The 26193-nt window shown below is 38.2% G+C and carries 15 protein-coding genes; 5 read left to right on the top strand and 10 right to left on the bottom strand.

The features are described 5' to 3' along the window. The first annotated feature begins 631 nt into the window (after positions 1-631). The 4 genes from HME7025_RS03865 (at position 632) to HME7025_RS03850 (ending at position 10368) form a co-directional block, all read left to right on the top strand. Positions 632-7039 (top strand): putative Ig domain-containing protein, encoded by a 6408-nt coding sequence (locus tag HME7025_RS03865; RefSeq protein WP_109322379.1) that lies wholly within the window; start codon positions 632-634, stop codon positions 7037-7039. Positions 7040-7114: 75 nt separating this feature from the next. Beyond that, positions 7115-8029 (top strand): PorP/SprF family type IX secretion system membrane protein, encoded by a 915-nt coding sequence (locus tag HME7025_RS03860; protein ID WP_226998275.1) that lies wholly within the window; start codon positions 7115-7117, stop codon positions 8027-8029. Positions 8030-8844: 815 nt separating this feature from the next. Further along, entirely contained in the window at positions 8845-9378 is a 534-nt protein-coding gene (locus HME7025_RS03855) for a gliding motility-associated C-terminal domain-containing protein (RefSeq protein WP_109322377.1), read from the top strand. Positions 9379-9387: 9 nt separating this feature from the next. Then, positions 9388-10368 carry a PorP/SprF family type IX secretion system membrane protein gene (locus HME7025_RS03850; RefSeq protein ID WP_109322376.1) on the top strand — a complete coding sequence of 327 codons (981 nt, stop codon included), beginning with the start codon at positions 9388-9390 and terminating at the stop codon, positions 10366-10368. Positions 10369-10628: 260 nt separating this feature from the next. Here the strand turns inward: HME7025_RS03850 and HME7025_RS03845 are convergent, their stop codons facing one another. The 4 genes from HME7025_RS03845 to HME7025_RS03830 all read right to left on the bottom strand — a co-directional run bounded on the left by HME7025_RS03845 (position 10629) and on the right by HME7025_RS03830 (position 14607). Then, complete coding sequence (locus HME7025_RS03845) at positions 10629-11696, bottom strand: alkaline phosphatase family protein (RefSeq protein ID WP_109322375.1); 1068 nt, start codon at positions 11694-11696, stop codon at positions 10629-10631. A gap of 22 nt (positions 11697-11718) precedes the next feature. Next, entirely contained in the window at positions 11719-12885 is a 1167-nt protein-coding gene (locus HME7025_RS03840; protein WP_226998274.1) for a sialidase family protein, read from the bottom strand. A gap of 67 nt (positions 12886-12952) precedes the next feature. Further along, complete coding sequence (locus HME7025_RS03835; RefSeq protein WP_109322374.1) at positions 12953-13684, bottom strand: DUF3575 domain-containing protein; 732 nt, start codon at positions 13682-13684, stop codon at positions 12953-12955. A gap of 95 nt (positions 13685-13779) precedes the next feature. Beyond that, positions 13780-14607 (bottom strand): M48 family metallopeptidase, encoded by an 828-nt coding sequence (locus HME7025_RS03830; protein WP_109322373.1) that lies wholly within the window; start codon positions 14605-14607, stop codon positions 13780-13782. A gap of 137 nt (positions 14608-14744) precedes the next feature. Here HME7025_RS03830 and HME7025_RS03825 point away from each other — a divergent pair, with 137 nt between their 5' ends. After that, complete coding sequence (locus tag HME7025_RS03825; RefSeq protein WP_109322372.1) at positions 14745-17474, top strand: AsmA family protein; 2730 nt, start codon at positions 14745-14747, stop codon at positions 17472-17474. On the opposite strand, the gene HME7025_RS03820 is transcribed toward HME7025_RS03825, so the two are convergent. The 6 genes from HME7025_RS03820 to HME7025_RS03795 all read right to left on the bottom strand — a co-directional run bounded on the left by HME7025_RS03820 (position 17471) and on the right by HME7025_RS03795 (position 26187). Further along, positions 17471-18568: a YncE family protein gene (locus HME7025_RS03820; RefSeq protein ID WP_109322371.1), complete on the bottom strand. Its 1098-nt coding sequence runs from the start codon at positions 18566-18568 to the stop codon at positions 17471-17473. The two genes, HME7025_RS03825 and HME7025_RS03820, sit on opposite strands and share 4 nt — an antisense overlap. 77 nt (positions 18569-18645) lie before the next feature. Continuing rightward, on the bottom strand, positions 18646-19845 hold the full coding sequence (locus HME7025_RS03815) for a PQQ-dependent sugar dehydrogenase (protein ID WP_226998295.1): 1200 nt from the start codon (positions 19843-19845) through the stop codon (positions 18646-18648). 155 nt (positions 19846-20000) lie between these two features. After that, positions 20001-21134, bottom strand: a complete 1134-nt coding sequence (locus HME7025_RS03810) for an acyltransferase family protein (protein ID WP_109322369.1) — start codon at positions 21132-21134, stop codon at positions 20001-20003. Between the two features lie 80 nt (positions 21135-21214). Then, positions 21215-22522, bottom strand: coding sequence for an aminotransferase class V-fold PLP-dependent enzyme (locus HME7025_RS03805; protein WP_109322368.1), 1308 nt, complete (start codon positions 22520-22522; stop codon positions 21215-21217). A 21-nt stretch (positions 22523-22543) separates the two neighbouring features. Further along, the gene (locus HME7025_RS03800; RefSeq protein ID WP_109322367.1) at positions 22544-24727 is read right to left on the bottom strand and encodes a c-type cytochrome domain-containing protein; all 2184 of its coding nucleotides are present in this window, start codon (positions 24725-24727) and stop codon (positions 22544-22546) included. Positions 24728-24732: 5 nt separating this feature from the next. Then, positions 24733-26187 carry a DUF1501 domain-containing protein gene (locus tag HME7025_RS03795; RefSeq protein WP_109322366.1) on the bottom strand — a complete coding sequence of 485 codons (1455 nt, stop codon included), beginning with the start codon at positions 26185-26187 and terminating at the stop codon, positions 24733-24735. Between the last annotated feature and the right edge of the window lie 6 nt (positions 26188-26193).

The following is a 26193-nucleotide window of genomic DNA, read 5'->3' as shown; positions in this document are numbered from 1 at the left end:
AATACAAGGAAAGCCTACAACCTATATACGTATGAACAGAGTTTGTAAACTTATTTTCAAAAAATAATTAAAAAAATTTAATAAAAATATATTCAAATATTTGATTATCAATTAATTATAAATAAAATATAATCAATGTAAAGTATTCTTTAAAATGAACAATATATTACAAACTGTTTATTTTACTTGTTTATCTCAATTAATCAATCGTAATAGCATTTTTTAAAGCTTTATAAAAAGGTCACATTTCTAGTAATTTTCAATACTTTGGCTCCAAATCGACTAAAAGAGCTTTTTTTGTCCTTCATTTGAAATTGAGAACGCGAATCCTGTGTTACAATTTTAATTTGGCTACAAATAATCCTTATTTCGCACAGAAGAAAACTTAAAGCAAGAATTCTTAGTGATTAAAAGCGGGTTACTCCTTGTTCTAATAAACTTAAATTGATTCAAATTTTCCGTTATCTAGGGATAATTTGGGTTGACATTTTGTCTAATTAGCCATCTGGCGCAATCTTCCTCTTCATTAAAGATTTCTTGGTCGTTCTATAATCCATGTTCATTCATGGCTTTGGGTTCATTCTCTAACCTCACTATTTCTTTAACCAAATAGTCATTAAAATTATATTGTATGCAAAAATTTTACCCTTTAGCTAAAGAAACTAAAAAGCAATCCTTCTTAAAGAAGCTATTCTTTTTAGCCTCGTTCTTTTTGTCTCTTTCTGTTGCCACCCCAGCATTAGCTGGTTATGTGTCGGTTTCCTTCAATGAAGGGTTTATAGCTGATCAAAATGGAAATAACAAAGCGAACAATGGTATTGCTGTATCCACTACTGGAATTACTCGTCTTTCCTTTGCTCAAAATTCCAGTGTATCTGGTTTTGAATTACAGGGTAATGACTTACCCGGATTTGTCACATTTTATGACAAAAACAACGTGTTCCACTCCATTCCTGGTTTTATGAACTGGCGAGAAACAAATGGATCTACCATTAGAACCATGGTTTTCTTTCCAAATGTGGGAACTAGTGAAGCCATAACAATAAATTCTGGAAGCTATACCATTACTGCTACCAAAGCTTTAGGATTAACTTTCAATGGACAAATATTGAATATGTCAGGAGGTATCGTTACAGGTAATGCTGCCACGGTATCTCAAATGTTAACCAGTTTAAATGACTATTTAGCTGCTCAACCTAAGCTAAACATTACGCCCACACTGACTGTTACTGAAACTGTTGGTGGTGTGAATGCGGTTGCTACAGTTACTTTAAGTGCAGCAGCAACTGTTTCAACTACCGTTACATATTCTACCTCAGGAGGCACCGCTACCAATGGAACAGACTATACTAATACGTCAGGCACCCTGACATTTGCAATTGGAGAATCTAGTAAAACAATCACCGTTCCTGTATTGGATGATTTAACGGCCGAATCAACAGAAACATTTAATATCGTCATAGCCAATGCGGTCAATGCCGCCATTGTAACCAATACAACAGTCGTATCCATTATAGATAATGATGCTGCCCCGAGTGCTTTAAGTTATCCAACGCCTAAAGTATATAGTGTTAACACCATTATTACCAATGTTTCACCTACAGTAACTGGTACAGTTACTAGTTATAGTATTTCTCCAGGATTACCAACTGGATTATCTTTCAATACAACAACTGGAGTAATTAGTGGTACACCCACTGTTACTAGTTCAGCTACCAATTATACCGTAACTGCCACCAATGGAACAGGTAGTACCTCAGCGGTAATCAACATCACAGTAAATGCAGTTGCTCCTAGTGGGTTAACTTACACTACTCCAAATGTTTACGTTGTCGGAACAACTATTACCAATTTAAACCCTACAGTAACTGGAAGTGTGAATTCTTATTCCATTTCACCAACACTGCCAGCAGGTTTAAGTATCAATACAACAACTGGGGTCATTAGTGGGACACCTACTGTGACTAGTTCAGCTACCAATTATACGGTAACAGCAACGAATGGATTTGGCAATACTACTTCTAATCTTATTAGTATAACAGTTAATGCAGCTGCTCCAACTGGATTAAGCTACACGACACCGAATGTATATACCGTGAATTCAGCCATTACGGCTTTAAACCCTACAGTAACAGGAACTGTTACTGGTTATACTATTTCTCCTACATTACCAACAGGTTTAAGTATTAACCCAACTACTGGGGTTATTAGTGGTACACCAACGGTAACTAGTCCAGCAACTGATTATACTGTTACGGCCTCCAATGGCACTGGTAGCACGACAGCTCTAGTCAACATTACGGTGAACGCTACATTAGCTGCTCCAACAAATTTAACTTATAATACTCCCAATGTTTATACGGTAGGTACAGCTATTACAGCTCTAAATCCATCCGTAGTGGGAACAGTTACTGGCTATACCATTTCTCCTACATTACCAACTGGTTTATCGATTAACCCAACTACTGGGGTAATCAGTGGAACACCTACGGTAACTAGTTCAGCTACCAACTATACGGTAACGGCTTCAAATGGCACAGGTAGCACAACTGCCGTACTTAATATAAGAGTTAATGCCGCACTTGTTGCTCCTTCTGCTTTAAGCTATACTACACCGAATGTATACGTTGTAGGTAGTGCTATAACTGCACTAAATCCTACCGTAACAGGTACAGTGACAGGATATACTATATCTCCAACTCTACCAGCCGGTTTAATAATCAATCCAATTACAGGCGTCATCAGTGGTACTCCAACCGTAACAAGTTCGGCAACTGACTACACCGTAACTGCTTCTAATGGAGCAGGTAATACTACTGCCGTAGTTCGTATTACTGTTAATAATGCAGCTCCAAGCGGTTTAAGCTATACTACACCAAATGTCTACACGGTTAATTCAGCTATTACTAGCTTGAATCCAACAGTCACTGGTGTTGTAGATAGTTATAGTATTTCTCCAGGATTAACAACTGGATTATTATTTAATACAACTACTGGGGTAATAAGTGGGACTCCCACAATCACTAGCCCAGCGACTGATTATACTGTTACAGCGACCAATGGCACAGGTAATACCACTGCTGTGGTACGTATTACGGTTAATAATACTCCTCCTTCTAATTTAAGCTACACCACTCCTAACGTTTATGTAGTTGGAACCGCTATTTCGGCTTTAAATCCTACCATTACAGGTAGTGTAGATACCTACTCCATTTCACCAACACTGCCAGCAGGTTTAAGTATCAATACAACAACTGGGGTCATTAATGGGACACCTACTGTGACTAGTTCAGCTACCAATTATACGGTAACAGCAACGAATGGATTTGGTAATACTACTTCTAATCTTATTAGTATAACAGTTAATGCAGCTGCTCCAACTGGATTAAGCTACACGACACCGAATGTATATACCGTGAATTCAGCCATTACGGCTTTAAACCCTACAGTAACAGGGACTGTTACCGGTTATACTATTTCTCCTACATTACCAACAGGTTTAAGTATTAACCCTACTACTGGGGTTATTAGTGGTACACCAACGGTAACTAGTCCAGCAACTGATTATACTGTTACTGCCTCCAATGGAACTGGTAGTACGACAACCGTAGTACGCATTACGGTAAATACTGCTGCTCCAACTGGCTTAAGCTACAATACTCCTAACGTGTATATTGTTGGAACAGCTATTACTTCATTAGACCCAAGCATTACTGGTACAGTTGATTCTTACGCATTAACGACTGGTACACTTCCAGCTGGTTTATCTTTTAACACCGTTAATGGTAAGATTACGGGAACTCCTACTGCGGTAACTGGCCTAACAAGCTTTACTGTCACTGCGACCAATGTATCAGGAAATACCGTTTCAAATACATTTACTATTACGGTTAATAATGCTGCACCTACTGGTTTAAGCTACAATACTCCCAATGTGTATACTGTTGGAATTGCTATTACTTCATTAGACCCAAGCATTACAGGTACAGTTGATTCTTATGCTTTAACTACTGGTACACTACCAGCTGGTTTATCTTTTAGTACAGTCAATGGTAAGATTACAGGTACACCTACTGCTGTAACTTCGTTGACTAGCTTTACCGTAACTGCAACCAACGTTTCAGGAAATACAGTTTCCAATACATTTACCATGCAGGTAAATTCTGGCTTACCTACCGATACCGATGGAGATGGCGTTTCTGACGCTCAAGAAGCGATCGATGGTACAAATCCAAATGATGGATGTTCGTACAATCCAGCAAGTCAGATATTGGCTAATACAACCTTGACTTGGAAAAATACAGACTGCGATGGAGATGGAACCAACAATGGTACAGATCCACAACCGCTCAACTATTGTGTTGGTGGTGCTGGCGGCAACCCTCCTTCCATTGGTTCTCCAAGCTTTGCAATTTTCGGAGCCAATGACTGTGATAATGATGGTATTCCAAACAGTGTAGAATGTGCTTCTGGAGGTCCTAGTTGCCAAGATTATGATTCTGATGGTATTCCAAACTTCCAAGATCCAGATTCAGATAATGATGGTATCCCAGATAGTATCGAGAAAAACATTGATACAGACGGAGATGGCATCCCTAACTACTTAGATTTAGATTCGGATAATGATGGTATTTTAGATAGAACTGAAGGTTCAAGTGATCGCGATGGCGACGGAACTCCAAACTATTTAGATCTTGATTCAGATGGTGATTCAATCTTAGATGCATGGGAAGCAACTGATTCAAGACGCGGTGTTATTGATCCAAATTATAATGGACTTGTTGACCAAAATGGTGCATTCATTGATAATAACAAAAACGGTTTAGCTGATTTCTTAGAACCTAATCCTGCACCAATTCCTGATACAGATCGAGATGGTACTCCAGACTTCTTGGATTTAGATTCAGATGGAGATTCTTTACTGGATAGCAAAGAATTAACTTCTGATCCTGATGGCGATGGCATTCCTAATTACCGTGATTTAGATTCAGATGGTGATTGGTTAGGAGATAGCGACGAAAGAGATGGAGACAATGATAGAGATGGAATTCCAAATTATTTGGATTTAGATTCTGACGGTGATACCATTCCAGATGCATGGGAAGGCAAAAACAAATGTGCTACATGTAATAACCTGAATGACGGAAATGGAGATGGTTGGGATGATCGTGGACAATATGTTCCAGTCATTGATACAGATAAAGATGGCACTCCTGATTTTCTTGACTTAGATTCGGATAATGATTGTATTCCTGACCGTGTGGAATTAGGAGGTGATATTGACGGAGACGACAAACCGAACTTCCGTGATTTAGATTCTGATAATGATGGTATCCCTGATGCCTTAGAAGCTGTTTCTTGTAACTCACCAGTAGATACAGATAAAGACGGAGCTAAAGACTTTGAAGATTTAGATTCGGATAATGACGGTATTCCTGACAAAATTGAAGCGGGTTCTGATCCAAACAATCCAGTAGATACGGATAAAGATGGTACTCCTGACTTCCGTGATTTAGATTCGGACAACGATGGCATCCCAGATAAAATCGAAGCAGGTGCTGATCCAAACAATCCTGTGGATACGGATAAAGATGGTACTCCTGACTTCCGTGATTTAGATTCGGACAACGATGGCATCCCAGATAAAATCGAAGCAGGCACTGATCCAAACAATCCAGTGGATACGGATAAAGACGGCACTCCTGACTTCCGTGATTTAGATTCGGACAATGATGGTATTCCAGATAAAATCGAAGCAGGTGCTGATCCAAACAATCCAGTAGATACGGATAAAGACGGAACTCCTGATTACCGCGATTTAGATTCGGATAACGACGGTATCCCAGATAAAATTGAAGCGGGTTCTGATCCAAACAATCCTGTAGATACAGATAAAGATGGTACACCAGATTTCCGTGACTTAGATTCGGACAACGATGGTATCCCAGATAAAATTGAAGCAGGCACTGATCCAAACAACCCTGTGGATACGGATAAAGACGGAACTCCTGATTTCCGTGATACCGATTCAGATAATGATGGTATCCCAGATGTATTTGAAGCTGGTGTAGATCCAAATAATCCAGTAGATACCGATAAAGATGGTTTGCCAGATTATCGCGATATAGATTCGGATAACGATGGTATCCCAGATAGTTTAGAAGCAGGGAAAGACCCAATCAATCCGGTTGATACAGATAAAGATGGTACTCCTGATTTCCGCGACTTAGATTCCGACAATGATGGTATCCCAGATAAAATAGAAGCAGGTAAAAATCCTACGACTCCTACGGATACAGACAAAGATGGAATTCCTGATTTCCGTGAGTTAGATTCAGATAATGATAGCATCCCTGATAAAACAGAGGCTGGTAATAACCCAAATAACCCAGTGGATACGGATTCAGACGGAGCTCCGGATTTCCAAGACTTAGATACGGATAATGATGGTATTCCAGACAAAGTAGAAGCTGGTACAAACCCAAGTGTTCCAGTAGATTCAGATAAAGATGGTACTCCTGATTTCCGTGATTTAGATGCTGATAACGATGGTATTCAGGATAAAGTTGAAGCTGGAACAAATCCAAATAATCCAGTAGATACCGATAAAGATGGTATTCCTGATTTCCAAGATACGGATGATGATAACGATGGTATCCCAGATATCATGGAAGATAATATTGATTACGGTGGATTACCTGATTGCGATAATGATGGTATTCCTAATCGCCTAGACCCAGATGTTTGTCCATCTTTCGTTCCTCAAGGTATTTCACCAAATGGAGACGGTAAAAACGACAAATTGATTATTCCTGGAATTTTAGGATTCAAGAATTCACTTACCATTTTCAATCGTTGGGGAGAAATAGTCTACGAAACTAAGGACTATAAAAATGACTGGGGTGGTGAAAGTAATAATGTGTTTATCTTGAAAGATGGTTTACTTCCAGATGGAGTTTACTACTACATTGTTGATTTCTACGGTGTTAAGCCAAACATTTCAACATTCATCTTCATCAATAGACTGAAAATCAAGTAATAAACACCGCTGAAAACAGAAAGAAAAATGAATACGAATCAATATAGTAACTCCAACATCACGAAGCTATCCAACATGTCAATAAAAGGCATGTTGGTAGCTACCCTAGTAGCGATGTTATTAGGTATTTGTTCATATGAATCAAAAGGACAAATTGAAACGATGTACAGTTTATATCGTTTTAACCCTCAAATCGTTACTCCAGCCCACGTTGGTTCCTCTGAAGTTTCCGATATCACTATCATAAATCGACGTCAGTGGACAGGCTTTGAAGGAGCCCCGGTTACATTTGCAGCAAGTCTTAACCAAAAATGGGGAGAAAATAAGGGGATTGGTGTAGTAGCTTTAATGGATCAAGCTGGACCTATTAAAACTACCACCATTAGTGCGGATTTTGCCTACCATATCCCATTAAATGACAAATGGACAATGTCTGGAGGTATCCGTGGAGGATTCTCCAATTTAACCATTCAATGGTCGGCAATTCGCTTAACTCATGTTGGAGATGATAACTTTCAAGAAGACATTTCGAGCGGTTTAAAATTCAACACAGGCTGGGGACTACGCTTCTCAAAAGGCGATGGGCTATTTTTAAGTATTTCTCAACCCAGGGTTTTGAAATACGACTTTGGTGCGGTGTCAGGAGGATATAAAGATGTAGACTACTACTATACCATGGTTGGTACAAAGGTTCGACTAGGCTCACAAATCACCTTGTATCCGAGTGCGATGGTACGTGTAGCCACAGACGTTCCATTAAGTTATGATGTGAACGTTAATAGCCATATCCGCGATCGATTTGATTTAGGATTTAGCTACCGTAGAGCAGATAGCTATGGTATCCGTTTAGGCTTCCAAGCAACCAAAAATCTGTATGCAGGATATGTGTACGAGTTACCCATTTCTGCCATCAGTAAAGTAAGTACGCAAACTCATGAAATTGCATTACGATTTACGTTTAACAAGAAAAGCTCCTTGGAAACTAAATAGATAACAAAGACAGTAGATTAGAGAACGAAAAGTAGAAAGCTAGGTTAATTTTTGATCTAGCTTTTTTTTATGCTCCAAATACAGATGGGTATTCATTTTAAAGCCAATTTTTCAATATTAGATAAAATCATACGGATACAATAGACGTGTAAACTATTATTCATTTTAAAACTGGCACATATTTCCTGACTTGTAAGCAAATTTATCTTAGAATTTTAAATTAACTTTACAGGGCTAATCAGTCATCATCAACTAAAATACCATCGATTCCCTATCAATGAAAAGCTTATTTAGCGGCAAAACAGCGTATTTTACGGTCAATTTGTAAAGAAAAGCTTAAATTTTACTCAAATAGACAAGTAAAAATAGCAGTTAAGAATTCGATACAAGCTTTCAAATACCGGACATTCTTCAGACCCAAAAATCAACAAAGGCACATTAAAGTCAACAGGCCAACAACTTTGTTTTGAATTTAAAATTAAGAACAAATAATAACAATGTTCTATTTTTTAAATTAATCTATTGAAGTACATTTGTAAAGTAAATCAGAACAGGGGTATAGGACTTCGCTCTGGTTTAGTGTTCTACTATGTTCTAAATTAATTATGAAAAAATCTATCTCTCAGCTCAACTCACGGTTCAGCTGCTCTGTATTAAGACTACAGAAAAATTTAATTCCGCAAAAATCTGGCTTGCTTGTTTTAAAGAATATTTAAAACAATTCTCTTGACAAACCATCCATGTGATGTGCTTGTTACTTGTTATTGAATAAACCAGCTTTTGAAAATTTTGAAACGTGTTCTAATAAAGATTAAATGAATTCAATTTTCAACCCCAGTTCGATTATACTTCCTTCCTTAACCCTTAAAAAAGCGTCTGCTTTTTTAGTTGTTCTTGGATTAGGAGTGATGTCAACGGAGGTTCTTGCTAGTGAGCGTATTTCGAAAGGTTTATCCATGGTAAACACTCGTATGTTAGCAGATTCAAGCCTTAAAGGTCAATTTGTTATTCCTACAAGTGATAAAAATAAGTTTCGCACTGAAAACATAGAATCCATAGGTATTATTCCACAAGGAATTACACCCAATGGTGATGGTAAGAATGACAAGTTGGTCATTGACGGAATCTTAGGGCTTAAGAATAAGCTAAGCATTTTTAATCGCTGGGGAAATTTAGTTTTTGAAAAAGAAAACTATGCCAATGATTGGGGTGGAGAATATCTCACTTCGGATTCTACAAGCGACAGTAAACTCCTTCCAGATGGAATCTATTATTATGTAATAGATTTTTATGGACAAAAGGAAAACATATCGACATACGTACTTATCAACAGATTAGCAGTAAAGTAAAGTAATAAAATGTTCTATAATTATATACAAATTAAACTGAGAGTAGATCAAAAAAGGCAAAGTTGGGGCCGCTTGGCCCTTACTTACCTCCTTTTAGGATGCTTACTTTCTTGGAGTTTTACATCACATGCTCAAATTGAAAGCATGTACAATCTGTACCGATTTAATCCACAAATAATCACTCCTGCTCATTCAGGTTCTACCGAAAACTCCGAAGTTGTTTTCATTAACAGACAACAATGGATCGGTGTAGAAGGAGCACCAAAGACAATTGCTGCAACAGCGAATATCAAATGGGGTGAGAAGAAAGGTTTAGGATTTTTAGCTATGGTAGACCAAGCAGGTCCAGTTAAAACGACTAATATTGGTGCTGATTTCGCTTACCACGTTTCTTTAAATGATAAATGGAAAATGTCAGGCGGTATCCGCGGTGGATTTTCAAATCTAGCTTTAAATTGGTCATCCATTCGCTTAGTTAATCCTAATGATGCCCTTTTTGCTCAAGATATCTCAACAGGATTAAAATTCAATACCGGTTGGGGTCTTCGTTTTAGCAAAGGCGATGGCTTATTCGTTAGCATCTCTCAACCACGTGTATTCAAATATGATTTTGGTACTGCTAGTGGAGCCTATAAAGATGTGGATTACTTCTACACGATGATGGGTACTAAAATTAAGATGGGTAATAACATCAACTTATTCCCTAGTACTTTGCTGAGAGTAGCTGCCGATGTCCCTTTAAGCTGGGATATTAATTTGAATGCTCAGATTAAAGAGAAATTAGACATTGGTTTAAGTTACCGTCATAAAGATAGTTACGGCTTACGCCTTGGTATGCAAGCAAGCAAAAAAATCTACCTAGGTTACGTATATGAGTTACCAATCTCCAATATTAGTAAAGTAAGTACTCAAACTCATGAAATCGCCTTGAGATTCTCCTTCTTCAAAAAAGAAGTAGCCACTCCTGCCAGCGATCCAACAGTGAAATAACTACATCAACAAAATATTTAAAAGCTCAGGGTTTAAACCCTGAGCTTTTTTTATACACCTGAATTAAACACTAAATAAATGCCTTTAGCGGTCTTACATAAACTTGTTTTGGACTTAATAGCTTCGTTGAGTATCTGACCAATCATAGTAAATACAAATAGAAAGTATTCATAATAAAAGGGATAAACCTTAAAATAAAACAGCTCTGGGTTTAAACCCAGAGCTGTTTTTTAATATCCTTCAACGGTTATTTATTTTACTTATTCTTTACGCTCACTTTGAAACTTCAATTGAAGCTTATCTGCGAGTAAATGGATTAAGTCCTTCTGGTAAACTTGTGTAGCTTGCTTTACTTCACCCAATGGGCTAACATGAGCTCCTATCATAGCAAACCAAATTTCATGTGAATCTTGGACCTTTTTACCGTGCGACTTCCATTGATCTTTAATCACATCTCCCCTGCCGTGATCCGTAGTAATTAAAATTGTTGTTCTTCCTTTATACAAAGGATCTGATTCCACAAAATCCCAAATCTCTTTTAGCCAACTATCAAAATTATGAACAGCTTGTAAATAATGCTGATAGGCTCCCTCATGTGCAAACTCATCAGTCTCCCCATAAGAAATGTACATCGCTTTGGGTTTTTTAGTCTTCAAATATTGCATAGCTTGAAAATGAATAAATACATCCTGACTTTCTACATCACCAAATACCCGAAATGATTGACTCATCATCGATGAAATTAATTTCATTTGAGGATCAGCATGCAAGTTCGGATACACATCATATCCATTAATCACCGGAAATCCTGCTCGCTTCTCATTTAAAATGCGGTCAAAAGCATCCCAAGCACCAAAAGCTACTACTTGATTTTTATATGCAGGCAATTGATTTACATGTTCAAAAAAATTCGTGTTTGGATTGGGCTTGTAATCATTCGAATTCACTGCCGTGTCTACTTGACCAGTCAACAATTCGCTGTAACCTGGATACGAAAACCAATGTGGATTAGCGACATCTACTTTGTTTCCTAAAGCTCTATTACCATGAATTTGACCTTTCTTGGACAATTCTCCCCACAAAAAAGGCATTAATTTCTTTCTACGAGTAGCTAAATCATTATCCCAAAACTTCGTAAAAATCGCCAAACTATCTCCATGATGATATACCTTCTTCTTCGCCAAAATAGTGTCCATTCCTTTAAATACGTCCTGCCAGCGCAAACCATCCGTCGTAATAACTATCACCCGATTCTCAGGCGCTTTTTGAGCTAAAATAAACTCGGCTTGAGCGAATAAAACGAAAACCAAGCATACAATTTGTTTCATAGTGAAGTCTTTTGATAGTAAATTATTTTCTAAAACGTTTAATGCGATAAAAGGTCAAATAATTGGCATCATGATTGTTATGTGCTCCTCCCTCCTCATCATCGTAAGCAGTTCTGCACGCTAATACGATATGTTTCCCTTGAAATTGCCAATCTACATATTGAAATCCATGCTTGATTTCATCAGGATGTTGAAAAATCACTTGTTTTACTTGCCAATTCTTTAAATCAGTGGAGAAACATAATGCCAAGGTATTTCTAAAAGAGGCTGGATTTTTACCTAGATTCTTTACTTTGATTTCATCAGGTATGATATTGGAAATAGTCCAATATTTTTTAGTTTTTGCATCATACCGAATCGTGAACTTTTTAGCTCCACCAGGAAAACCAATAAATCCGGTTTTAGTATCAAAACTGGATTCTTTTCCATCTTCACTAATCTTTACCATGGCGGCATATTCATCCATCGTCGATTTATTATCTACCCTCAATATATTCCAAACTTGACCTTGTTGGTCTACCACGGCATTTCCTTCAATCCAAGCACCGAAATGATTGTCCATATAAGTGGAATCATAACGCAGTACATTTGTTTTCGTCCAGCTGGATGCTTGCATGGGATCTGCCTCAATGGGCATGGACATCATGAAGGTCCCATATCTTTTTCCCCACTTCTTAATTGGCCCCATGGCATCTTCCATTGCTCGCCACAATCGGCCACGATGCTCTAAAAAAGGCATGGGAGCACAATGGTATTCCCCCTCCAATAAAAGACCGTGCTGTCCATCAATAGGTTCAGACCAAGTATAACCTCCATCTATGGAGTTTCTAATAATGGTATTTCCATGGTGTTTGTTGGTTCCCATGATGTAAAGCTTGCCACGAATCTCCACTAACTTAGACCAAAATTGGCCTTGAATTTGGCTAATCTTCACCCAAGATTTACCCTTATTTTTTGACAAATATACCTGAGACACAGCTGAGGTGTGTTCGGTTGATTTTGGACCAAAAAAATCGTGAGAAGCTAAATAATCTCCATTGGATAGGATGCAAATACTAGGAGAACCGATGTATTGGCCACTAGACGCAGGACTATGTGCAATGATTACACCTGGAACTTGCGCTATAAGTGAACTTGAAATTAAAATCAAGTACACAAATAAGCCAGCTCCCAATCTTGGAAGTTTCATATAAATTAAATAGGTTAAATAGCTAAATTTATCATAAAATCAGCAAACTAAAGTTAGCTGATTGTAATTAAAATTTAAATCCAAGATTTATTCCCAAACCACGAACACCTAACCATGGCCCTTCTGTGTTAATTTGAGCGGTATTGGCAGTCACCTTACCTACTGATTTAAAGGGCGAAGTGTCCAAATTATCTACTTCTCTTTGTAGGACAGCTTGTTCATCTGCACTTAATGCAGGTTTGAATTCGGCCGTTAAAATCCCCGTACTAGTTCCAGCATGTGCTCCAATAATCCAAAAATCAAATACCATTCGATTCTTCCAAATGGGATATTGAACCCCAAACATTAAGCCACCATTCATCGATGTGATTTTTCCTTTAAAATCACGATCCACTTGTACAAATTGTCCACTGCTTTTGTCTTCTACCGTGATGGGAGCAGTAAGATCATACACTAAATACCTGGCATAAGGAGCAGCATAAAAGCCTTGGTTACCCTTACTACTAAAATAGTATCTTATTTCAGGCGTAATAGCGATATTTCCCAATCTCATACGAGATATATTAATTGATTTATCATCAATCATATCAGTAATGGTCCCTTCCAATGGAACATTGCCATAGGGCATGGTCCTAAATCCCAATGAAAATGAGATATGTTTACTTAAACTACGCTCATAAGTAATGTTATAATTCCTCAATAAAAGCGAACTCAAGTTTACTTTAATAATGTTTTTGGGAGATTTTTGAGCCCAAAGTAAGCTTGGGGCTAAAAGTAATAGGTATAGAATTTTCTTCATGTAGGTTGATTGTTGGCAAGTTAAAAAGCTTTAATGCACTATTTAAAGCTAATTTTTGGTATAAAAATCCAGATTTCAGGTACAGATCTAGGATTTTACTTTTTGTAATATTTCAATGCCTCTGGCAAATACTCTTTAATCTTTTGGATTCGAGTGGCATCAGATGGGTGAGTACTTAAAAATTCAGGTTGCGGCTCACCCGTTTTTGATTTTTGCATGCGCTCCCAAAATACAGAAGCTTCTGAAGGATCATAGCCCGACTTAGCCGCCCACATCAAACCAAACTTATCCGCTTCTAATTCTTGTTCTCTTGAAAATGGCAACATGATGCCCACTGTAGTACCAATACCATAAGCTTTCATAAACAAATCCTGTGTTTCTTTCGGCTTACTAGAAATTGCTGCAGATAATACAGTACCACCCAATTCTTGTACCATAGACTCACTCATACGCTTGTTTCCGTGCTGCAATAGAGCGTGTGAAACCTCATGACCCATCACAAAAGCTAAGGCCGTTTCATTTTTGGTAACTGGCAAAATACCTGTATAAACAACAATTTTACCACCAGGCATACACCATGCATTGACCGTAGTATCGTTTTTCACCAAATTGTATTCCCACTGGTATCCTTTCAAAAAATCCTTATTATTCTTCTCTGCAAAATAGGCTTCCACAGAAGCCGTAATCTTTTTACCTACCCGCTGCACCATCTGAGCCTGTGCATCTTTTGCAGGAGAAATCACCTTACTCGTCTTTAAAAATTCTTGATATTGAGTCAATGAAAGAGCCTGAATCTCTGATTCTGACACTAGAGATAATTGGCTTTTCCCGGTCAAAGCATTTTGGGCACATGAAATAACAAATAATGCACCTAAAAGAATAACTAGGCTACTTATACCGTATACTTGAATAGAACGTTTCATATTTATCAGACAATTGAAATGGTTTTCACACAGAAATTATATGTAAATTTAACTCATGCTTCCTGATTTACCCAATTTATTCATAAGCTATCCCAAATTCCATTAAAATAGATTTAACCGCCGCATATATTCATACCATGTTTAAAAAAGTCCTTTTCTCCATAGTCGGAATCGTCTTATTTTTCATCCTTGCTGCCATGGGAATTTCCATGATGTATAAAAATGACATCAAGGAGCTAATCACTCAAATGGCTAATGAAAAGCTTCAAGCCCATTTCCAATTTGAAGATGCCTCCATCAGCTTATTAAGTCATTTCCCTAGTTTAAGTATTGAAGTAGAAAACAGTTCTATCATTGGAAAAAACGAATTCAAAAACGATACGCTGGCACAAATACCTAAACTCAGTGTTCAAATTGCCCCTTTGGCATATCTTCTCAATAAAAAAATCGAGATTCAGGACGTCAGCATCGAACAAGCCCAATTTAACTTAATCATTCTTCCCAATGGGAAAATGAATTGGGACATTTATCAAGCTGCTCCCTCAGAGGTTCCTCAGGAAAAGTCCGATCAAAATATGAGCATTTCCTTGGATCATTATCAACTCATTGATTCAAAAATTCATTACAATGACCAAATGAGAGGATTTGCTACTCAACTGATTCAAGTCAATCACGAAGGTTCAGGTGATTTTTCAAAAGATATATTTACTTTAAATACAAGCACGGAAGTCGAAAAACTAAGTTTCGAGTTTCTCGGAAAAACCTACCTATCTGAAGTAAAAGGAAAACTTGAAGCTCCGATTGAGATGAATTTCTCTAAGATGGAATTTGCCTTTAAGAACAACGACCTGTTCCTAAATGAATTACCCATTCATTTTGATGCTTGGGTGGCTATGCCTGATACTTCCATCAATATGGACATCAAATTTCATGCGTTAAAGTCTCCCCTAAAAGATTTCTTATCGCTTATACCTCTTTTATACCAAAACTCCTTCCAAGATCTTCAAGCATCGGGGGATTTTGCTCTCTCTGGTTATGCCAAAGGTAAAATGAATGGTAGCTCCATGCCTAGCTTTGGGATGGATTTACGTATCTCAAAAGGTGCATTTAGCTATGCTAAAGTTCCAGTTGGTGTTAAACAAATGGAACTCGACTTACAAATTGACAATCCAGATGGGATCCCTGATCATACCGTAATTGACTTAAAAAAATTCCAATTATACATGAACAACCAGCCTTTACAAGCCAATTTGTTCTTAAAAACGCCACTTTCAAACCCCTATATTAAAACTAGTCTGAAGGGTGTATTAAACTTAGGCGAAATTGCTAAAATCATCCCACAGAAAAATACCCAAATGAGTGGCACCATTCAAAGTGATATCCAATTGGATGGCTATGTACAAGCATTTAAGCAAGCCCAAGGGAAAGCAAGTGGATATTTTAATGCGCATCAAATTCAATACAATAACACGGAAACACAGCAAAAAATCAGTATTAAGAATGCCTCAGCTACTATAAACCCTAAATCACTGGTGATCAGCTCCCTAGTGGGCAATACCGCTAATACCGAATTCTCAGCCAGCGGTAGTTTGCAAAATTATGTCCAGTATTTCTTGAAAAATGATAAAATCACGGGGAATTTAACTCTGGAATCTCCTTTAATAGATTTAAATCCGTGGATGAAGATCCGTGATGGCAATGCCGCTATGAACAGCCGAAGTAGTACTTCGGCTTCTTCGGCGGATTTGCAAATCCCTAAAAACGTTGATTTCACGATTCAATCCAACATCGACAAATTACTATTCAAAGATTTAGTCATTAGCCAACCTAAGGGTAAAATCCACTTAGCAGATCAAGTCATTAGCATGGACGATTTATCTTTTCAATTGGCCAATGCCTCTTGGAAATCAACTGGAACTTTTAGCAAAAAAGATCATCAAAACCCATCTGTTAAATGGGCTTTCAATATTCATGATTTGAATATGCAAGAAGCCCATCATTACTTTAGTTTGGTACAAAAACTGGCCCCTATTGCCGCTGCAGCTCAAGGTAAGGTTGATGTTGACTTTACGTATTCTGGGGAATTGAATCCCGATTTATCTCCCAATATCATGAGTACTAACGCCGTGGGAAATATGGATTTGGTTGATTTTAGTTTAAAAAATTCAGCTAGCTTTAATCAGTTGCTAAGCTTAACTCAATGGAATCAATTGAAGAATTTGGAATTAAAACCGACGCATTTGAATTTCCAGGTAAGTCAAGGCAGATTACAATTCAAACCTTTTGAAGTTCAAACGAATTTGACCAAATTTCAGGTAAATGGGTCCAACGGTTTAGACCAAAGTTTGGAATATAATATCCTGACAGATATTCCAGCAAAAACACTACAATCTGGCGTAGCGGCTAGTTTGAATCAACAATTAGCCAAATTAAATCCTAACCTAAATCTGGAAAAAATTCAGCAAGCCTTGAAAATGCAAATTACAGTTCGAGGAACCGTGCAAAAACCGCAGTTTAAGGTGAATATCGTCAATGCGCAAGGCAACTCGAATAGTTCTGTGACTACACAAGCCAAAGAATTGGTGAAGCAAGAAGCTAAACAACAAATCAACAAGCAATTGGATGACGCTAAAGTAAAAGCAGAAGCTTTAAAACAAGAAGCCGAAGCTCTTTCTCAAAAATTGAGACAAGAAGCTTACGCCAATGCCGACCGATTAGTGGAAGAAGCCAAGAATCCTTTTGCTAAAATTGCTGCCCAAAAGATTGCTGAAAGACTAAAAAAAGAAGCTGACCGAAAAGCTGATGCCTTATTGGAAGAAGCTGATAAAAAAGCCCAAGAATTGATTGAAAAGGCTCGTCAAAACTAACGAGCCTTCCCATTCCCAAACTGATCGCTTGCCCGAATGACTTTATTTCCTTGAAACTCTATTTCCACCAGTTTCTCACTGGAGACATAATTATGTTGTTCATCTTCCAAGTGATACAATACTTTTCTGGTGATCGGGTCGATTACTTCTCCGCTGGAAGGATAGGCGTATTTTCCATCCAAAGAAAAACTAATCCAACCAGGCATATCTTTCAATGGTATGCTTGTCAACTGCTGATAAGGTGCTTTCCCTTGAAATACATGTAACCGCATATTAAAACCGTCGCATAACCAAATTTCCTTTTCATCGGGTGTTAAAGCGATCCCATGACTTGGATTTCCATGTCGACGAACAGGGCCTTTGTTCCATCCTTCAACCACAATACTGGCTAACTTCTTACCTGTTTTTAAATCACCCACTTCAAATCCCAATAAGCTATCCACGGTCACTAAACCAATACTTTCCTTTCCATTCACTGTAAAAGGGCGAACAAAATTACTGAATGGCCCTATTTTCTGAATCAATGTATGTTTTTGCGCATCCACCTGATACAACCAAGGATTGCCAATATCGGCTAAATAAACGTATTGTCCTGACAAACCATAAAGCGTATTATGTGCTCTTTTAAATCCTTTTAATGTCTGGACAATGGCTCCTGTCTCACAATTAACCACATTCCAAAAATCCTTTTCTAAGGATGGTAAATACATCGTTTTCCCATCAGGTGATATCGACATGCGATCACAACCTCCAGCAAAAGGAATTTCCCAAATCAATTTTTCTGTACTTAGGTCGATCCGTTGCAAGGATTCCAAAGTGCTCACGTAAATACTGTTTAGCGGAATGCTTACAGCAATTCCTTTCACATTGGAAGGCTTTCCATTCGGATGAAAGCCTTGGGTTTTGATTCGCTTAACAAATCGGTGCTGGTTGTTTATATCAAATACCAAAATTCCATGACCACCATAACCGACATAGTCTCTGATCCCCGGAGTAGCCACATAGAGATAGCGCTTGGTTTTGTTTTGGGCATCCGAAGAAAAACCTGCCAATAAACTAAGCAACAGCAAAAGAATCAAACGCGTGATTTTCATAGTTTCTGAGTTAAAAAAAATGAGATGAACTATTGTATGTCCATCTCATTTCATTGTCAAATTACATGATGATTATACTATTTTTTATAACTGATTTTGAAGATTGTTCCTCCTAAATCATCAGCTACATACAATGAACCATCTGGACCTTGCGCTAAGCCACATGGACGGTGTTGAATTGGGCCTGTAGGTTTCGCCAAATCAATACCTGAAAAATTATCAGCAAAGATTTCCCATTTACCTGATGGCTTATTATTCACAAATGGTACAAAAGCTACAAAGTAACCCTTTTTCAATTCAGAGTTTTGACCATGAAAGGCTACAAATGCTCCATTTTTATATTTTGCAGGAAACTGATTTCCAGTATAAAACAAAACATCGTTTGGACCTAAGTGAGCAGGAAATGCTACTTTAGGATCTATCGCTTTTTCTCCAGCGGTCTTTTTACCATCTCCACCATATTCAGGAGCTAAGATTTTCTTATTTTGAAATTGGTCATAATAAATGATTGGCCAACCTCCATCATCACCTTCATGAATTTCATATAAACACTCTGCTGGAATCTCAGCACTTTGTTTGGGTGTATAATATTGAGGATAAAAATCATGGAAAAATCCACGACCATGCGATGTAGCAAATAAGCTGTTAGTCTTGGTGTTCCAAGTAATACCTACTGCATTTTTCAATCCCGTGATATAACGTTTCCCATCTTGAAATTTCTGGCCTAATTGATCAGCTTTATATTTCCAGATACCTCCTGCTGAATCCAAAACAGTACATGGAACCATGCCTTGACCTGTTCCTGGCACACGACAAGCATCGTTCCAAGAACCAATGGTCACATACATATTGGACTGTTTGTCAAAAACAAATGGCTTAGCATTGTCACGACCTTTGTCGATTAAACCACTGACAATATTTTCATAATGCTCCTTATCTACCACTTCTAATTTATCGTTCATCTTAAAACGATTAACTCCTGAATTGGAGGAAGCATATAAAAACCCATTATAAATTTGGATACCAGTACCCACAAAATCACCGAAATAATTCGTTTCATCTGCCACACCATCCTTATTGGTATCTCTCAAATGAACAATGCCTTTACCATCTTTAAATTTGGATAATTTGGCATAAATATCACCATTATTCGCTACGGTCAAATGACGTGTTGAACCCAAACCTGAGGCAACAACCTTAGTACTAAATCCTGCTGGCACCTTGATTGCCGACTCCTCCACAGGCATTTTAGCTGCGGGTTTATTCGACATTAACATACCTAGAGCCAAGGTTGCCAAGGTAATTTGACTCATACTTGTTTTAAAGTTTTTCATTTTAATGGAAGAGGGTAAATGATTTAATTATTTTTAATACATGGTCAATTTACAGAAATCAATTAAAATTCCTACCAGCAACTATACGTATATACACCTTAGACCCGTAGGAATACTTTTTTCTGGTACATAAAATACAAGAAGTACCATTTGATACCTGTATAACAGATGGCCATAGCTACGGCATTAAATGGATTTCCCAATAATTGACCCAACCAATGGAATACACTATCTGTGCTATACTCCCAATCAATAAAGACCCCTGACATGTAAATCAAGATGGAATTCATTCCAATGATTCGGAAGAAAAAAGACCATTTTTGATAGCCTTTCACATCGATGATGTAATAAAACAAGGACAATAACAACAAGCTAATGCCACCCACCATTAAGACAAAAGAACTAGACCAAAGGTTTTTATTAATAGGGAAATCAATATTCCAAATCAAAGCTAATACAATAAATAAAGCACCAAACATGGCCATACGCTTCGTCTTTTGTATACCATCACTTGGGTCGTTTTTCAGATAATTCCCGGTTAAGATGCCCAACAAACCCGTAGAAATAGCTGGAATGGTAGAGGTTAATCCCTCTGGATCATGGTTCCCCTTGTATAATCGACCTGGCATGATGATGCGGTCCATATAAGATGCAAAATTCCCCTCTTGGCTTAAATCACCTGCTGGAAAACCTGGTGCTGAATTAAACTTCAACAATAAGTAATAAAAGACTAAAATACCTCCAAACCAAATAGCTTGAATCGTTGGTTTTTTGGTATATAAATAAATGATGTTAGCAAACATATAGCCAAGACCAATACGTGCCAACACACTCCCAAAGCGAATCTCTTCAATAGGTTTAATTTCCAATCCATTATTATAAACCACTCCCAATGCTGCCAAAATCAGACCGCGTTTGATTACTTTAACTAATAGTTGCTCTCGGTTTTTCCCTTTCTCTATTTCTTTACCTAATGAAAAGGGCGTAGCCACTCCAGCCATGAATAAGAAAAGTGGAAAAATTAGATCATAGAATCGGAAGCCATGCCATTCTGGATGAGAGAATTGATGCGATAAGACTCCCCAAAAGGGTGAATCGGTGGCCTTGAACATGGTATGAAAAACTTCATCGGCACCCATGATCCAAAACATATCGAAGCCACGCAGGGCATCTAATGAATACAGGCGATTGGAACTTAAACTGTTTTGATCTAAATTAGGTAAGGTCGTCATATAATTAGGTTTAGATAATTCACAAAGGTATATAAATTGGCTAAAATCAATAAATATTGGGCTAATTCAAGCCATTTTAATTACGATTTCTTGGCTTTTGCTTGGGCTGCTAACTCTTTAATGGCATGCACCATTTTGTCTAAATCCTTTAGTCGGGTATAGACGTGCGGAGTAACGCGCACACAAGAGATATTTTCCCAGACAATACCTACCGTATGGATTTTATATTTCGTAAATAAGGCACTATCTAACTCGGCAATGGTCATGCCATCAATGCTAACTCCTGCAATGGCACATGAATACGCCGATTTAAAAGAGGTATGAATCTTTACTCCAGGTACATCTTTCACCTGTGTAGTCCAATAGTTTTTCAAATAGCGGATACGCTCTTCTTTTCTTTTAGAACCAATCGCATTATGAAAATTAATAGCCTCCCCTATGCCTTGTTCAATGGGAAAGCTTCTGGTGCCTAAGGTTTCAAACTTACGGATATCAGTTCCACGTGGTTTATCATTACATACCAAAGGCCAAATTTTCTCAATTTTATCTTTTTTAATCCACAGCATTCCAGAACCAATAGGAGCTGATAAAAACTTATGAAGTGAGGTTCCAAAATAATCACAACCTAAATCTGGAATCTTAAAATCCAATAAGCCAAAGGTATGGGCACCATCGACCAACACTTCTATACCATGCTTTTTCGCCATGGCACAGATTTTTGCCACTGGCATAATCTGACCAACCCAATTAATGATATGCGTAACGTGCAATAACTTCGTTTTCGGAGTAATCGCCTTTTCAAATGCATCCACAATCTGAGCATCGTTTTCAATTGGGAAATCGAAGCTCAACTGGGTATAAACTATCCCGTCACGCAAAGCTCTTTGTCGCCATGCATTGATCATATTAGGATAATCTTGCTTGGTTCCAATGATTTCATCTCCTGCTTTGAAATCGATACCAAAAATGACCGTATTCAACGCTTCCGTGGCATTCCGATTGATGGCAATTTCTTCCTTATCACAACCAGCCAATTCGGCTAATTTCTCTCGCAAAGGCTCTCTTCCTTGATCCAAAACCCGCCACATGAAATAAGAAGGGCCTTCATTCGATAACTTATTGTAACGTTCAACAGCTTCTTGCACGATCCGAGGACTAGGACTCACACCTCCATTATTTAAATTGATGATGTTAGGACTGGTGGTATAACCTTGCTGTACAAAGGCCCAAAAATCTTCATCTTCGGCCAATTGAGCTGGCGACAAATGCTGCTTAGTTTCTAACATCTTATTAAAATCAGCCGCATGGGCTTGCTGAAATAAACTAGAAGCAGAAAAGGCACTGGTCATCAGGCCTAGGGATTGTACAAATTTTCTTCGGTTAGTCATAGGTTTAGGTTTAAAAGCAATTTAGTAAAACAATACCTCATCCAGCTTAATAATGGCAGGATTAGTTTTGTCTTTCACATAGGCTGGGAATCTTTTAATACGTTTAGCCAGCATGCGGTAATGAGTATAACTGCCAGCAGGCAATGGTATATTGATCGCTTGAGGAGAATATCCTCCATTCTCTTCTGGTTGTTCAGGTTTCACAGAGGCCAATTTTTTCAATGCTTTGGGTGAATTTCCAGCCCAAATTTCTATTTCAAGTGGAGGAAAAATATTGGAATCTTGTTTTCGCAAATAGCTCACGGTAACACCTTTCACTGCCTTAGCTTGTTTAAATTCAAATAAGGCATCGGCATCTTGTTGCTGAAATCCGATCCACGTTTCATTGGCTATTCCCCTAATATCTCTTTTCCCTTGAACCAAATCTTTCAAAGTACTAGCACCTTTGGCTTGCCATTTAGCTTCATTTTGAGTCAATAAATAGACGCTATCTGGCACAAATTGATATTTGTAAAACGTATTTTTCACCACTTTACTGGCCAACCAACCTGGTTTAGTGGCTAAAGCTTTCACCACCGTAAAAGCTGGAATATCAATGGGTCCTTGAGTAATTAATGTTCCCAAGGAATCAGGTTCTTGCTCTTTATCCAAAGTATAATGGATGGTAGTCCCTTTAATGGTATGCTTAAAATTCACCCTTTCTTGAGGGCCTAGAAAGAAATTCTCATTCACTAAAATGGGGGGATTAATCATCAACTTCTCCTCTGTTTGCACAAATCCCTGCTCCCAATGAATCTTAGGATAAGTCTTTTTCCAGCTAGCTATTTGTTCTAATGGGATACTCGTATTCCAGAGGAAGACTTCTTTTAATTGAGGTAATTGGGTAATCAATGGCTGCAATTGACTGGCTGATATTTTAGTACCAGAAAGCGATAATGATATCAGTTTTTTATTGGCTAGCAATGCTTTCAAATTAGCTCCTTGAATCTCAGTGAAATTCAAATTCAGCTTTTCTAAATTACCAAACTGAGCCAGAATGTTCAGGTTCTCATCCTTGATAGGCATTTTGGCTAAATTGATTCCTACTACTTGGTCTGCTACTTTAGACAAATTCTCTAGGGTCTTTAGTTCAAAGCGTTTCGCCACATAAAAATCAGCTTGTAAGGCAGGTGCATCGCTAGACATGGGATAAACAGAACAAAATGGACTATTCACCACCTCAATATCAGCATCGCTGGCTGCCGAAAAAGGATATTCTCTTTTCGGAATTTCCAATTTGGTAGGTGAAGCAAATATGGTAGAAACCAATTTGGCAACCTGTGAAGCTGGAGCATAGGCTTTGATTTTTTTATCCATGGAGGCTCCGTCCTTCACCCAAGCTTCTAATAACAAAAGCTCATTGGACGTCAATTGACTTTTACCCTTGGGTGGCATATGTTCTTTATGTTCCAAAGGCAAATGAGCCCGCTTTAAGAATAAGCTATTCGACACATCTCCTGCTTTCCAAAGATCACCGTGCTTTCCGCCTTGAAGCATCTTGGCAACCGAACTCATATTAAGTTGACCCTTCGTCTTTTGATCATTATGACAGGAAACACACTTTTTCTCCAATATAGGTTGGATCGCCCCTTCGAATAATTTCGATTCTCCAGTAGGCGCTTTTACTTCCGTTTCTCTTTGCAACAATTCGGATAAATAATTTTCTCCATGTGTGATATTGGCTCCGCCATGACCTGCCAAACTCAACAAAATCACACCTAATATCGAAGCTATTAAAGCTTGCTGGGGATTGAGCATCAAACGATCAAAAAGGACCAATTGAAGAAAATAAAACCAAGACACGGCTAATCCAGCCCATTGGTGAAATACCAAAAGCTCTGGTTCGAATCCGGATTCTTGAGACAAAAAGAAGCCCAATAAGGCCGTGAGTGCTGAACCAAAGGCCGTTAGGTAAAGGACAAAACGAAAAGAGAGGTAAAATGCATGCTCGCCCAATGGCCTCCGCAGCAGGTGAACAAAAGGAAGTAATACCCCCATTCCTATGGGCAAGTGTAAAATCAAAGGGTGAAGCCGACCTGTGGCTTGAAATACCCAAGGTAAATTCACTTGGTCTTGCCAAAAAAGCAGGAAAAGCAACAAAGCATGGAGGAAAATTAAGCCACTTAACAAGATGCTATACCAAGAAGATAATTGTTCTTTATTCATCCCATTTATGCCAAAAGTCCTGGGATAACATTACCCGAAACATCGGTTAATCGGTATCTTCTTCCCAAATGTTTATAAGTTAATTGCTCATGGTTTATTCCCATCAGGTGCAAAACCGTGGCATGAAAATCATGGATATTCACAGGATCTTTGGCCACATTGTAACCAAATTCATCTGTTTCACCATATACGGTGCCTGGTTTGGTACCTCCGCCTGCCATAAAAATACTATATGCTCTAGGGTGATGATCTCGACCATAATTATCTGGAGTAAAATTACCTTGACAATAGTTAGTCCGACCAAATTCACCGCCCCAAATCACCAAGGTTTCATCGAGAAGACCTCTTTGTTTTAAATCTGTAATCAAAGCAGCCGAAGCACGGTCTACATCCTGTGCTTGCATACCCATTTCATTCGGCAAATTTCCATGTGAATCCCAACCTTGATGGTATAATTGAACAAAACGCACCCCTGATTCAGATAACTTCCTAGCCAATAAAGCATTAGCCGCATAAGTACCCGGTACCAAACAATCTGGGCCATACATCTTGATGATGTGATCTGGCTCTTTGGATAAATCCGTCAATTCGGGCACCGCTGTTTGCATTCGGTAGGCCATTTCATACTGTTGGACTTTTGCTTGAATTTCAGGATCTCCGCTTTCATCAAATCCTAATTGATTCAATTCGGCTAAATGATCCAACATTCTCCGACGATCTTGTTTATCAATTCCTTCGGCATCATTTAAGTATAAAATGGGGTCTTCACTGGAACTAAACACCACACCCTGATGAGTAGAATCCAAAAAACCATTGGTCCAAAGTTTGGAATATACCCCTTGACCATTTCCCCTGCCTCGAGAAAGTAACACACAGAAAGCAGGTAAATTTTTATTCTCACTACCTAAGCCATAGCTCATCCAAGCTCCCATACTAGGCCTATTGCCTACTTGAGCACCCGTTTGTAGAAAAGTTAGAGCAGGATCATGGTTGATCGCATCGGTATTCATCGTCCGAACGATGCAAATATCATCCGCAATCTTGGCTATGTTGGGTAATAAATCACTGATATAGGCGCCTGATTGTCCATGTTGACGGAAGTTATAATAAGAACCCATCAAAGGGAACTTGGTTTGACTGGCCGTCATACCCGTTAAGCGTTGCCCTCCACGAATGGACTCAGGTAAATCCTGACCCATCATTTTGGTCAATAAGGGTTTATAATCAAACGTTTCATATTGGGATGGAGCTCCATTTTGACATAAATAAATGATTCTCTTCGCCTTAGGTGCATATTGAGCTAAGCCTAATGGGCTAGAAGAAACATCCGTTCCGTCTCCCTTCCAAATTTTGGGAATTAATAGTGATCCTAATGCTAGGCCTCCAATTCCCGCAGCGGCTTTCCCCAAAAAGTGCCTTCTGGTAATATTCAGTCTATTTTTAAAAAACTCGTTTTCCATAGATGA

The sequence above is a fragment of the Aquirufa nivalisilvae genome, from assembly GCF_003143535.1.
Classification (GTDB): domain Bacteria; phylum Bacteroidota; class Bacteroidia; order Cytophagales; family Spirosomataceae; genus Aquirufa; species Aquirufa nivalisilvae.
Note: the sequence above shows the minus strand (reverse complement) of the source record. Positions and strands in the feature narration are given on the sequence as shown.